Origin of the sequence: Microcystis sp. M31BS1 (assembly GCF_020245285.1) — a bacterium.
GTDB classification, from domain to species: Bacteria; Cyanobacteriota; Cyanobacteriia; order Cyanobacteriales; family Microcystaceae; genus Microcystis; species Microcystis panniformis.
Map to the genome: position 1 here is coordinate 20,592 of NZ_JADBVE010000345.1, position 13,183 is coordinate 33,774.

The following is a 13,183-nucleotide window of genomic DNA, read 5'->3' on the forward strand; positions in this document are numbered from 1 at the left end:
AATGAACTATACTGTAATTACCTTTGCTCCTGTGCAAGGATTCATCGAAAAATCGCGTAAACTAAGGGACTTATACGGTGGTTCTTTTTTATTATCCTATCTTGCCGATGCTATCTGTCAGGCAGCGGATAAATATCCTTAATGTAGCCTTATTTCTCCGGCTTTAATTGACGTTAAAAGAGGAACTCCCAACCAAATCTTAATCGCGGGTAATTTTCCCAAAAAAGAGGCCGAACAAGTCTTCGATGACGCATGGCAAAAAGTGGTTAATAAGTGTCGGGTTTGGATTGAACAAAATTTACCACAATACAATTATACTTGGCGACGAGAATGGAACCTATGGATTAATCATACTTGGGAATTCTTCTGGGCGCAAGAGGACTCGATCGATTGTGCGTTTAAAAGTCTGCAACAGAAAAAATATCAACGAGATTGGACGGGAATTAATTGGCAAGGAGAAAGTTCTAGCTTATCGGGTTCCGATGCCATTGTTTGGTATGGAATGACGGATCAAACCCATCCTTTATATTCTAGTATTTCCCAACAAAATCAGCAAATCACTGAATTTTATCAGCAATTAAGTCAAAAACTTTCTAATGCTATCCTCGATGAAACCGAACGTCTTAGCATTCCCGAATTAGTCAAAAGAATGATTACATTATATGATATTGGCAAGCCTTTAAACCTAGAACTTCCTAAAAAATTTGTAGAACTAAATCGCTACGAGGAAAAATCCTATACAGGATGGTTTCAAGGGGACGGTGACGGGATGGGAAATTACCTAAAAAATCTGTCCATATCCTCAAGAAAAGAATTTAGTCAAAGAATGCGACAATGGGGAGAAGAACTAGAAAATTATCTTAACTTTGGTCGCATTATTTATGGAGGAGGAGATGACTTTCTAGGGGTTTTGTTTCCACAAAAATCCGAACTAAAATTAACCCTACAAGATTGTCTATATTGGTTTGATCAATTTCATCGAGAAATCTGGACAAAACACGGTTATTCTCAGGATATAACTGTTAGCGTCGGTTTTGTTTGGGCAGCTTCAGGAGTTCCTCAGCGTGACATATTGCAACAATGTCGAGAAGCAGAAAAATCCGCTAAAAATCAAGGTAAAAATCGTCTAGCGGTGCGAATCCTTTTTAACAGTGGTAACTATTTAGAGTGGGTTTGTCCCTGGGAAAACTTAAAAGATATCCTCGATAGTTATTGCGATCGCAGTGAAGGAAAAAACTGGACACATTTCTATAATGATATAGCAACTTTAGAAAATCGCCGCGCTTTTACCGATGATAATCACGATATTGCCAATGCAGTTTTTAACCTTTATTTTAATCAAAATATACCCATCGATACCACCTCTCACCAAGATAAAAATAACTGGGTAATTAACCTCTCAAAAGTGGCCAATCATCTCACCTAAACATAGAAAAATGTTGCAATATCTGATCATAATTAAACCTTTGGGATTTCTCTACGGTAGTGCCGGTCCGTTTCTGTCTCCAGAAAATCTAGTTGGACGTTCAGGAAATCGTTTTCCCCCCACTGCTGCCACAGTTTCGGGACTATTTGCTCACAGCAATCCCACCAATATTCGCGATTTACAAATTGCCGGCCCTTTTTGGGCAAACAGTGAACAACCGGATAACTTTTTTGTCCCCACTCCCTTCATTTATCTGGCTAAAAAACCCATCGCAAATTATTTTCAAGACCAAGAAAATAACGACAATGGAAAAATTCAACACACCTTAACATGGCAAGAAAAATGGCAAGAGAAAGACAGTAAACAAATTGAGGGAAAATTCGATCGAGATAGTTGGATTCCTATCAACCAATGGTATAATCCTCAAAAAGCCTATGGTTCTCCGTGGCAATATCATCCCCATCTCCATCCGCGTTTGTTAGAGGAGCAAAGAAAGGTAAAAACTGGAGAATTATTCCTCGAAAATGCCGTCCAGTTACATCCAGATGCTTGTCTAGTTTATTTAGCTAATCAACCCCTAGAAAATGGCTGGTATCGCTTTGGTGGGGAATCCCATCTAGTGGAAGTTAAATCACTTGAACTAAGCAGCCATCTCCAAACTTTATTTAATCAAGATGTCGGTCAATATTTTGCCCTCATTACTGTCGCAATCTGGGGAACAAATCGCCTATCAACTCGCAATCCCAGTGATTGGCAATTAGAAACCCTCAACACCGAAAGACCAATAACCTATCGTTATCGATTCGGAGGAAAAGATAAAGTTAAGCGCTTATCTAGGGGACGTTATGCAGTTCCCGCAGGAACAGTTTATCGCTTAAAAAACCCCTTACCATCTTGGCAAAATTGGCAGGAATCTTGGTTCCCCACCGAAGGGGTTTCTCTCAAACGTTGGGGCTGCGGATTAGCCTTACCCTTAGAAAATATTGCCAAATAAAGCCTATAATTAAGTAGGTAGGCGTTAAAAATTATCAGACACCCCCGTTATCAAGGGTAGGGTTGATCCATGAATCAACCCTACCTTATCAAGATGGCAGGGGGGATCGAACCTAAAATCCATTTTTAATTTAATTATAACCAGCTAATTATTGAGTAGGGTAAATGAGACGAGTATAAGTGATAGCTATGGCAAAAGTAAAAACGAGATTTCCTCGAAAAGCTTTATTAGATTATTGAAAAAGTGGTAATAATCAAAGCTCAAAAATTAGCAAAAATAAAATGCTGCGTATGTTTTTAGATTTTTTGGTAGAAGATGCCTTTAAAAACCCTTCTTCTCTCACTCCTTACACAGAGGAAATGGCTAAAGAAATCGATGAATTATTAAAGGGTGTTGCAATTGATTAGGAATAAACCTATAACTTTGTGCTGTCCTAATAGCCTAAATACCACGATAAAATATTAACAAAATCTTAGAAAATCCTGACATTAATGTTAACCTAGTTTAGAATAATCCCTAAGCATCTAAAATACTCACTTTTACCCAAAAATGTATCACAAAAGTTATGGCATACTTGAAACCTTAGCACCCCTTCATGTGGGAGCAACCGCAGGAGAAGAAACGGGTAATCTTAACCTCATTTTTCGTGACCAATTCACCCAAACAGCAATTATCCCCGGTAGTTCTATTCGCGGCCGTTTTCGTGCCGATATGAACAATATAGATGAAAAACGTACATGGTACGGACACGAAACAATCCCAGGACAAGAAGACGGAGGGACCACCGAAGCAAAAGTTAAATTTGAATATGCTTCCCTCGTTTGGTTGCCGGTATTTTGTCCGGGGCAGCCGATAGTTTGGGTCACTTCTCCCCTATTATTAAAACGCTATAAACAAATCACGGGAATGTCTGCAAAAGTACCCAATCCCTATACTGCTTCCCCTAGTTTACAAGCGCGAGTAGTGCAGGGAGTTAACCGCAATAGCAAAGTTTTATTTTTTAACTTAGGATTTCTCGAAATTGAACACTTAGAGGAGCTTTCCCCCTGGATTCCCCCGCAAGCGGATTTAAAAGCTTCTCAATTAGTCGTCGTTGATGATAACGATATATCCATGCTGCACGATATGGCACTCTACCGACAAAGCCGGGTTAAACTACTAGAAGGTCAGAAAAAAGTGGATACAGAAAAAGGAGCTTTTTTCAATGTGGAAGCTTTACCCGTGGGTAGTATTTTAGTTTTTCCCATTGCTTGCAAAGAAACAGGATGGCAACCTTTTGGAGAATCGGTAAACCAAAAAGAATTATATTTCGGAGGATTAGAATCCATCGGTTTTGGTCGTTGCCAAGTTACTATTTTAAACTACGCCAATCAATAATTACATTTTATCTAATATTATGGCTTGGAAAGAATACAATCTCGATCGCATTGCTCAGAAATTAGTTCTCGCTGCCAAACTACGGGATCGAGATTCTCTCAATCAATCTTTTAAAATGCGTGAATCCGTTTCCTATGGACTAGAAAGATTCTGGGGTGAACATCTGCGCTTACAATCTAAGGAAACCAATAAGGCAAAATACTGGAAAGAAACTTGGGATAAATTAGTCGAAACCATGGCAGAAGCGGGGATTCCTATCCCTAACGATACCGTACAGGTAAATGATACCGAATCTGTTCAAGCAATGGCAGAAAAACTCTGGGAATTAAAGCTAGAAGACCAGAGAATTACCCTCGCTGTTTTAACGCAACTATGCGATTGTTTAGTTTGGTGGACTCAAAGATATAAAGGAACAAAGGAGCGATAAATTATATGGTTAATATTCCCGATATTGGTGACAAAATCCCCCTGATGTTTCGCGCACAAACCAAAGGGCGATCGCAATTACAATATATTGACTCTAAAAAAGATGAAAATGATAGCCAAAAATGGGTAAAAGAATGGATAGAACGAGTCGATGAAAATCCTCCCCAATTTGGTCAAGAAGTAAAAACCAAAGAATATCAAATATCATGGCGATTTGTCACTAATGGGGGACAAGATGAAGGAATAATTCGGCCTGTAATGGGTGCTTATGGCATACCATTTTATCCCGGTTCCAGCATGAAAGGAGCCTTTTGTCAAGCTTGCACCCCCGAACAAAAACAACGTTATCACCTCGAAAAAGATAGCGATAACCCTAGTCTTTTGCGCTTCCATGGCGGTTATCCCGTTAATGATTGGACGGAAAATCTTTTAGATATTGTTCACCCGCAACAGGGATGGCAAGTAAAAACCCCAAACACTCGACAAAAACCCAGTGGAGAAAGTGGTTTTGCTTTAATTTCTCTCTATCAACCTACCCTAAAATTTGGCATTTCTACCTCAATAGAACAACCCGATTGGGAGGAGATTTGGACTATCTGGGAAAGAGCTTTAGAATCTGGTCTAGGATGCCGTGTTAGTAGCGGTTACGGCTTGCCAAAAGACATTAAACCTTCAAAAGAACCTTTATATAAATGTTTTCTGAAAGGCCAAGGAATGGCTCCTAAAAGCCTCGATGGTGCAAGGGAATTTCGACCCAATATTTTTCGAGGAGCAATTCGCGGTCATGCCTTGCGTATTTTTGGCGGTTTAACTGATGCTAAAAATGCCGAAAAGTTAGTTAATCAGCTATTTGGAGGAATTGACGGAGAAGCAAGCCAAGGTTTACTAGCGGTCGATTTTTGTGTCAAATCTCTAGAGTTAGGAACCTTTGCCAAGGGTTACAACGAACCCACCTACACAGTAACAGGAGAATTACGCTGGATTCTCACCCAATCCCAATCTCTCCCCGAAAACCAGCAAAAATGCTTAAAAAAATTAATTTGTTTTCTCACTCGTTTTGCCATGTTATTAGGAGGATTTGGTAAATCATGGCGACGAGCAGATCATAGTATTTTTTATGAGGATTATTATCCCAATAAACCCTTAATTGGCTGTCATTGGCAATGGGGGGATAAAAGTTCTTTAATCAACGATAATAAAGTCAGAGATTTAACTCATGTTCATCCCTTTATCAAAGATGTTCGCACTATTGCTAAACAATGGATGTCCTTACAAGAAAATATCCTCAGAACTCCCGATAATAGTGCTAACTGGCGAGAAAGTTGGCATCCTAAAAATGTCGAGGCTTGGGGAAGAATTGCCGAAGATAAAGATGATTCCCTAGCCATAAAATGGCTTCATAAAGCCTATCAAAAACTGGATAATTTAAGTATCTATAAAACCTCGGTGACAGGAAGTATCGATCAAATTGGTTGTCTTTGGCATCGAATGTATCCCAAAAATAATCATCAATACCTAGAATTATTAACAATTTTTCCTGATGACTCTGATGATTGTGCTTATTTTCTAGGTTTTCTAGACGAGAATAATGGTCAAGAGGGAAAATTTCAAAAACTTTGGCCGAAATAATCCCGTTTACAGTTAATTACCTAAGCAAAATTAATTACACATTAGGATTAGTTGGAACCTAAAAAAGTAGGGCTAATTCATGAATTAGCCCTACCCTTATCCCTTACCTATTAGGTCAAATAGGATTAGTTGGAAACGCAATCGCCTCGGGGTTCGTAATGACCGGAAACCCCACCTTACCTATTAGGTCAAATAGGATTAGTTGGAAACAGTTTAGAAACGGTATATTTTGACATATAACCGTTCTTTCCTTACCTATTAGGTCAAATAGGATTAGTTGGAAACCCTTGAATCGCCTTGGCGTGACGCTTCGGTTCCTTTCGACCTTACCTATTAAGTCAAATAGGATTAGTTGGAACCTAAAAAAGTAGGGCTAATTCATGAATTAGCCCTACTCTTATTCCTTACCTATTAGGTCAAATAGTATTAGTTGAAAAACAGAAAAAGGGTTTCTAAAAGAAACCCTTTTTCTAATAAATTGTGTCAAATATATCTTGACAAAAATCGATAAAAATGCTAGAACCTAATGGCAATCTTCGCTTTATTGCATGAGTAGAAAACGGGTTTCTTCGAGAAACCCGTTTTTTGCGATCACCAGTCAAGGAAAAACCCGATAATTCAACCTATTCCCTCGGATCAAAATCTGGCAGCGTCCCCAGCTTGCGAATGGTCACTTTAACATCCATAGACAAATAGTCATCAGCATCACCAAACCAAGAACCGGAAAGAGGTATGATTTGACCGGGATGACGAGCGATCGCCACTCGAATTAAATCAAAGCCGGCGGTAATTTGATTAGTCGGATCATAATTACGCCAACCGGCCCCGGGTAGATAAACCTGTAACCAAGCATGGGTAGCACCAGAGCCGGTCATTCCCACTTCACCACCGTCGAGGGCAGCATCGTAGAGATAGCCACTGACAAAACGACAGGCTAAACCCAATCTTCGCAAAGCTTCGATCATCAACCAAGCATAATCGCGACAAGTTCCCGACTTTAGCCGCAGGGTTTCTCCGGGGGATTGAGTTCCTTCACTCTCCCGGGATTGGTAAGTAAAATTATCTTTGATAGCCGCCATCATTCTTGCCATGGCATCGAGGGTATTATCTTGGTCCCCCGCTACAAAACTTTTGGCCCAAGCTGCCAGGCTGCCGTCGGCATCCTCAGCGTGGGGACGCATAAACACCACTAGATCTAACCATTCATCGGGGGTATATTGGACAGGAATTTCGATCGCCCGTTGAGCGAGGGGAAAATCAGCGATCGCTTTTAAGCCAAAATGTTCCGCCCGTAATCGACAGGTAACGATTAATTCTGACGCTGGTTCAGCAAATTCAAGCTCTACCACATTGTTAGATAGAGTATCCATAGTCCAGCGCGTTTTGGCGGCAATATTCGCTTCTACAGAATAACTGATAATTCTTTCACCGTGACCGGCACTAGGCAAAAAAATCGCCCGATGTTCCCCAAAAGTTACCGGTTTACGATAATGATAGGTGGTGATGTGTTCCAAGTCGTAGATGACACTCATCCTGATTATCCTTAATAAAGTAGCTGGTTATAATTGAAGATAAATCGCCCCTTAATCCCCCCTTGATAAGGGGGGTGTCTGACAATTTTTAACACCCACCCACTTAATCACTGATAACTGATAACTGATAACTGATAACTGAAATGACCTCTGACCCGTTCCTCGATCGAGCTTGGAATACCGAAGACCTAGAACAAGCGCTTCGAGGTGTCGGCACTATTCAAGAAGAACTCAACTATAATCAGGCACGCAATTCTCTGAGCAAACTTGTTGAGCGTCTGGATCTTACCTCGATCGAGAAAATTGGTCTAGAAGCGGAGATCGATCGCCTAGTGGCCCTGCTAGAAAAACTCGATCGATCCCTGATTCAAATTGCCGCTTTTGGCCTGGTGGGCCGGGGAAAATCCTCGATTTTAAATGCTCTGGTCGGTCAAGAAATCTTTACGACCGGTCCTCTACACGGAGTTACCCGCACCATTAAAGGGGTAAATTGGCAGTTAAGCAGCGATGATACTTTCCCTAATCTAGCGCGTCTGACCCTGAACGGCCAGGGTAATGCTCAGGTGCAATTGCTTGATACTCCCGGTATTGATGAGGTAGATGGGCAAACGAGGGAAATTCTCGCCTGTCAGGTGGCGCAGCAGGTGGATTTAATCCTTTTTATCATCTCTGGTGATATGACCAAAGTGGAATTTTCCGCCCTGGCCAAGTTGCGGGAAGCGGGAAAACCGATGATTTTGGTCTTTAATAAAATCGATCAGTATCCGGAAGTTGATCGCCTCGCTATCTATGAGAAAATCGCCTCAGAACGGGTGAAAGAACTACTCTCCCCCGATGAGATTGTTATGGTGGCGGCCTCTCCCCTCCTAGCGGAGACGGTTAAAGGGCAGGATGGACGGCTAAAAACGCAACGATTTCGGGGAAAACCCCAGATAGAAGCTCTGAAACTCAAAATTTTGGAAATTCTAGAGCGAGAGGGTAAATCGCTGGTAGCACTCAATTCTATGCTGTATGCGGACGAGGTAAACGAGCAAATTGTCGCCCGCAAAATGGCTATCCGTGATCGCGGCGCTAATCAATTGATTCAAAAAGCAGTGATGATCAAAGCATCGGCGATCGCTCTGAATCCGGTGACGGTGTTGGATCTGTTTACGGGGGCAGTTATCGATCTAGCCATGATTCTCGCTCTTTCTCGCTTATACGGCATCGATTTAACTCGTCAGGGGGCGATCGCTCTTTTACAAAAAATTGCCCTCAATATGGGGGGTATTAGTGCCAGCGAATTTTTAGCGGTTTTGGGCTTAAGTTCCCTAAAAGGACTACTCGGCCTCTCGATTCCTGCCACTGGCGGCATTTCTATCCTTCCCTATACTTCGATCGCCCTGACTCAAGCGGGGGTTGCCGGTGTATCCTGTTACGCGATCGGCCAAGTGACGAAAACCTATCTCGCTAATGGGGCCACCTGGGGACCCGATGGCCCGAAGGCAGTGGTAGCCAGTATTCTCGATTCCCTCGATGAAACCTCGATTCTCAACCGGATTAAGCGGGAATTAGGCTCAAAATTGGGGGTGGGGGACTTTTCAGTGTTGCCAAAGGCACGGCGTAGCCGTCCAGTAAACAGTAATCAGTAATCAGTGAACTGAAGGCAAGAGGCAAGAGGCAACAGGCAATAGGCTCCCAGAAAGAATCTGGCAATTCTCCTACCTAAAAAGAAGGTTAGAAACTGAGTAGATTAAAGTTTTTAGCTTAACAAATTGGCTCTTCTCGACTTTGTGTGATAATTTTTGCTTATGGAATCGTGAAATGTTGACTGAGAAGGACTTTTACGACTATTTTGCCGAAGAAACTATCAGTATAGGCTTCGTTTCCACACATAAACCAGAAGAGCCACAAATTGGGTTTTAGATTCGGCCCTTGTGAACTGAAAACTCAAATCTGACCACTGATAACTGATCACTGATCACTGATAACTGATAACTGATCACCGATCACTGATAACTGACCACTGACTCGATCAATCCAAGAAATGCTTACTATGGACGATCGCCGCTATAATAACTACCGCCCCTTGAATTTGATAGATCAGACGGTAGGCATAGGCAGACTTTTCTCGGATGGTATCATCGCTAAATTCGGCGCATTTTTTCGCTTCTAGGGGACAATTTTCTAAAGAATAGCTTATATCAAGAATTCGACGCACGACGGCCGCCGCGTAGGACGGGGAATCTCGACTAATATAAGATGCGATCGCATCCACGTCTTCAATTGCTTTGGGCGACCAGACAAGGCGATAATTCACTCGATCAGCCATTTGTTTAAAAGACCCTCAACTTCTTCTTGGGGGATTGTATTCTCTAGAGAAGCCGCGCTCAAACTTTGACGCACCTTCTCCAGAACGTATAAATGATACTGAATATCTTCAATTGAACAATCATCCGGTAATTGATTCAAGAGGGATTCCACTTTTTGTCTAATGCTATTCATACAAGTTTGACCGAAGTTTTTAAGGAAAAGTATAAATTTAAATTATCTATCAACTATCATCTATAGCAGTTATCTTAATAGTGAGGTACGAAGTATCTGGTTTTAGGGAACAGGGAACGGTTAACAGTAGCTGGTCGCCAAGAGATAATGCCAAATTTCTTTATACTTCATCTTTATGAGAAACGCTATATCATAGATAGAAAACTAATAGTCACGCATCCTATCTTATGCCATCGTCCCCAGAAAAGCGAGAAAAAGTTAAGAATAGATAGGGTGATTATCTCGCTTTTGTAACATTGGGGCGGGTATTCTGTTAAGAATACTTAATAATTCTCCTATCTGCTCAATCCCCGCAACTTTTAGGGATTATTGCCAATAAGCATCTAGCGGCCACAAGACCCCCCCCCAATCGCAGAAATTTTTTGTTACATTAGTTTACAGTTCCCTCAACGCCCCAATGGGTTATTAATTTTAATGTCTTCTTCGGTTCCTTCGTCGGATTTTATACCCTTAATCGGTCAAGAAACAGAAATCTTTAACTGGGCAAAATCCCATTATCGTAACCATACCTTTGCCAAAGATGAAAAAGTAGCCACGCGCCCCGGACTGTTATACTTTGTCGAATCTGGGGCGATTCGTATTGTTGGTAAGGCACAAGTTAACGTTATCGACCAAAAATTTCCCCGTCAACTACCTATTGCCGATAGTGAGGAAGTATTTCTCGGTTTTGTGGGTGCAGGTCAACCTTTTGAGATTGTTTCTCAATTTCCCTTTCAATTACAAGCCCAAGCTCATCTAGACGAGACCGAATTAGTCTGGTTATACTGGGAAGACCTAGAAAAATGGCCGCAATTGCGATCGGCTGTTATGGAAACTTTTCGCCATCAATACCAGCGTAAGTTATTTTGGTTGAGTATTCTCGGTCAAAAACGCTCCCTCGATCGATTAATGGGGTTCTTGGTTCTATTATTGGAAGAATACGGTCAACCCTGTGTGGAAGGTTATTATCTCCCCTATCCCCTAACTCACGCTCAAATTGCCAGCGCCATCGGCACTACCAGAGTAACAGTAACAAGATTAATCGGTAAATTGCGACAACAAAATTCGATCTTTTTTAAGCAAGATAATCTTATCGGATTGCCCAGTTTATTTTTGAGTCAGAATTAATTTTTCTGCGGTGTTGCTGACTCACGCTATGAATGCTAACTGTGCATCCTATCCAAAAGTTAGTTTGGCTCCAGGTTTTAAAAACCCCACACAACAAGATTCCTATCACAAATCAGCAACGCCAGAAATCTATTATGACCGCACAAACCCCGCTATCGCTCTCCGTTCTCTACGAGGAAGATTTTGTTCTCTGGACAGAAAAAACCGCCGAACTTTTAAAGCGAAAAGAGTTTAACAGAGTGGACTGGGAAAATCTGATCGAGGAAGTAGAGTGCATGGGGAGAAGCGAGCGCCACGCCGTAGAAAGTTTATTAACTCAACTATTAATTCATCTTTTAAAACTGAGTTATTGGACAACGGAAAGAGAACGAAACGCGCGTCATTGGCTAGGAGAGATAGCCGCTTTTCGAGTGCAACTGAAAAAAAAGATGAAAACCCCAACACTGAAAAATCATGCCCTTAATTCCTTTGGGGAAGCCTATTCAGACGCAAGACAAACCCTAATTGATGGGAGAATTGTCGATAAAAATACAATTCCCCTAGAGTCTATATTAACTCTCGAACAAGTATTAGACGGAGATTGGTTCCCCATCGATATCGCACCTTTTCTTAGTTAAGACCCACATTCCGCACTTCACTAAGTAGCATAGTAGTAGTATGTCAATTTATAGACAAGGGCAATCACTCTGGCAATAAACATCCGTATTTTTTAGGCAATACTTTTCGTAGTACGGATTAGAGAATGTCAATATTAGTGTATTTAGGGTCTGCTGAAAAAGTTTGTTGGTGGGGTTAGAAGTCAGTTATCAGTTATCAGTTATCAGTTATCAGTTATCAGTTCACTGAGAAAACTCCCCACACCCCACACCCCACACCCCACACCCTACACCCTACACCCCACACCCTACACCCTACACCCTGCCCCCAGGAAAAACTTTTTGCCGCAAACCCTACTTAACGTTTGTGATCAACTAATTGGCTGAGAGTCACCACCTGATAACCTCGATCGTGTAATTTCGCTAATAAATTCTTCAGCACGATCGCCGTATTCTCATCTCTTTCGGGGGAACCACCGTGAAGCACTAAAATCGCCCCGGGGAAAATAAATTGCGAGATATACCAAGTGGTAAATTGAGGATGATTCGTTCCTTTTCTGGTATCTAAAGGAATCATGGAAGCGAGAGCAAATCGGGACTCGTAGCCGGGGAATTTCCGCAAAAACGAGCGCATAGATTGATTATAGAAGGCTTGACCGGGACGATACCAGCGCGGTGCTTGACCGGTAAGACGACTTAAAATATCGTTAGCTTCCCGAAACTGACTAGCAAAAGCACCGGCAGCCAGTTGACTGGTGCGGAAATCTTGGGTGCCGTGATTAGCGATTTCGTGACCTTGGGCGATTAGGCACTCAATCAAGGTGGAGTTCGGTTGCAGGTGTCCTGTAATCAGAAAAAAAGTCGCCTTGACGGGGGTTGCTGGACTGGCCTTTTCTCGATTATGAGCCGCGATCGCTGCTAAAATGCGATCGGTGGATTTTCCTTCGGGATCGTTGGGGGTGGGTGCATCATCGATGGTAAGAGCGATAATTTTCTCTCCTGTCGGTTGATAGAAAATTGCCCCCGGAAAAAGTCGAGCGACGATCGAGATAATTAATTTGGCAATGCTCATTCGGGAAAGTAAGGGATGAGAGGAGAAGCAAAGATTAGCAATTACAGGCCAGTGACTGAAAGATTATTTCTGTAGGAGATATTTCTGCATTTTGTTGAGTTTCTGCCAATAGATAATCATTAAAACCACATAGGCCACAAAACTGAGGATATCAACTACGGGTAAAAATAGGGTAGTGGCCACGATCGCCCAAGCTAATCCCAGACGCTGATTACAACTACCAAACCGGTGGGCATTTTCTCCTAGAGCCGAGCGATAGGATGCTGGTAGCTTAAAAGCTGAGATAATCCAGATAAAAACCGTGTGAACAATCGGGATGATCATCAACCACATCCATACTAGACCTCCTGCAAAAGTCTTATTCAGCTACTTGATGATAGCCTAAAGCAAGTTCATAGTTGTAAATGCCAGCGATTAAATTAAATCTCAGACCAAAACGCCGTCTCCGATTCCTATATCTTGATGATAAAATTCTAAATA

General features: G+C 41.8%; 13 protein-coding genes and 2 pseudogenes. 9 read left to right on the plus strand and 6 right to left on the minus strand.

The window, feature by feature from the left end:
- The first annotated feature begins 1 nt into the window (after position 1).
- The 6 genes and pseudogenes from IM509_RS19510 to IM509_RS19535 all read left to right on the plus strand — a co-directional run bounded on the left by IM509_RS19510 (position 2) and on the right by IM509_RS19535 (position 5,852).
- Positions 2–1,426: pseudogene (locus IM509_RS19510) on the plus strand (Cas10/Cmr2 second palm domain-containing protein).
- A gap of 10 nt (positions 1,427–1,436) precedes the next feature.
- A complete protein-coding gene (locus IM509_RS19515) occupies positions 1,437–2,420 on the plus strand; it encodes a type III-B CRISPR module-associated Cmr3 family protein (protein ID WP_185237421.1) in 984 nt (327 codons plus the stop codon).
- 281 nt (positions 2,421–2,701) lie between these two features.
- Positions 2,702–2,827: an AbrB/MazE/SpoVT family DNA-binding domain-containing protein gene (locus tag IM509_RS19520; RefSeq protein ID WP_002757501.1), complete on the plus strand. Its 126-nt coding sequence runs from the start codon at positions 2,702–2,704 to the stop codon at positions 2,825–2,827.
- A gap of 142 nt (positions 2,828–2,969) precedes the next feature.
- Complete coding sequence (locus IM509_RS19525; protein ID WP_002782202.1) at positions 2,970–3,797, plus strand: RAMP superfamily CRISPR-associated protein; 828 nt, start codon at positions 2,970–2,972, stop codon at positions 3,795–3,797.
- A gap of 19 nt (positions 3,798–3,816) precedes the next feature.
- Positions 3,817–4,224, plus strand: a complete 408-nt coding sequence (locus tag IM509_RS19530; protein WP_002757498.1) for a hypothetical protein — start codon at positions 3,817–3,819, stop codon at positions 4,222–4,224.
- Positions 4,225–4,229: 5 nt separating this feature from the next.
- Positions 4,230–5,852: an RAMP superfamily protein gene (locus IM509_RS19535; protein WP_185237422.1), complete on the plus strand. Its 1,623-nt coding sequence runs from the start codon at positions 4,230–4,232 to the stop codon at positions 5,850–5,852.
- Between the two features lie 623 nt (positions 5,853–6,475).
- On the opposite strand, the gene IM509_RS19540 is transcribed toward IM509_RS19535, so the two are convergent.
- Entirely contained in the window at positions 6,476–7,384 is a 909-nt protein-coding gene (locus tag IM509_RS19540; protein WP_072924903.1) for a transglutaminase family protein, read from the minus strand.
- Between the two features lie 143 nt (positions 7,385–7,527).
- Here IM509_RS19540 and IM509_RS19545 point away from each other — a divergent pair, with 143 nt between their 5' ends.
- The gene (locus tag IM509_RS19545; RefSeq protein ID WP_052276235.1) at positions 7,528–9,015 is read left to right on the plus strand and encodes a GTP-binding protein; all 1,488 of its coding nucleotides are present in this window, start codon (positions 7,528–7,530) and stop codon (positions 9,013–9,015) included.
- 383 nt (positions 9,016–9,398) lie between these two features.
- On the opposite strand, the gene IM509_RS19550 is transcribed toward IM509_RS19545, so the two are convergent.
- The gene (locus IM509_RS19550; protein WP_002737690.1) at positions 9,399–9,695 is read right to left on the minus strand and encodes a type II toxin-antitoxin system RelE/ParE family toxin; all 297 of its coding nucleotides are present in this window, start codon (positions 9,693–9,695) and stop codon (positions 9,399–9,401) included.
- Positions 9,680–9,868: a hypothetical protein gene (locus IM509_RS19555; protein ID WP_002752772.1), complete on the minus strand. Its 189-nt coding sequence runs from the start codon at positions 9,866–9,868 to the stop codon at positions 9,680–9,682. The genes IM509_RS19550 and IM509_RS19555 overlap by 16 nt, the downstream gene beginning before the upstream one ends.
- A 474-nt stretch (positions 9,869–10,342) precedes the next feature.
- On the opposite strand from IM509_RS19555, the gene IM509_RS19560 reads away from it, so the two are divergent.
- Positions 10,343–11,035 carry a Crp/Fnr family transcriptional regulator gene (locus tag IM509_RS19560; protein ID WP_052276234.1) on the plus strand — a complete coding sequence of 231 codons (693 nt, stop codon included), beginning with the start codon at positions 10,343–10,345 and terminating at the stop codon, positions 11,033–11,035.
- Positions 11,036–11,169: 134 nt separating this feature from the next.
- Positions 11,170–11,652, plus strand: coding sequence for a DUF29 domain-containing protein (locus IM509_RS19565; protein WP_052278413.1), 483 nt, complete (start codon positions 11,170–11,172; stop codon positions 11,650–11,652).
- Between the two features lie 337 nt (positions 11,653–11,989).
- On the opposite strand, the gene IM509_RS19570 is transcribed toward IM509_RS19565, so the two are convergent.
- The 3 genes and pseudogenes from IM509_RS19570 to IM509_RS19580 form a co-directional block, all read right to left on the minus strand.
- Complete coding sequence (locus IM509_RS19570) at positions 11,990–12,703, minus strand: polysaccharide deacetylase family protein (RefSeq protein ID WP_052276233.1); 714 nt, start codon at positions 12,701–12,703, stop codon at positions 11,990–11,992.
- Positions 12,704–12,766: 63 nt separating this feature from the next.
- Entirely contained in the window at positions 12,767–13,036 is a 270-nt protein-coding gene (locus tag IM509_RS19575; protein WP_249264841.1) for a hypothetical protein, read from the minus strand.
- Positions 13,037–13,061: 25 nt separating this feature from the next.
- Positions 13,062–13,183: pseudogene (locus IM509_RS19580) on the minus strand (IS5/IS1182 family transposase); the annotation flags it as partial.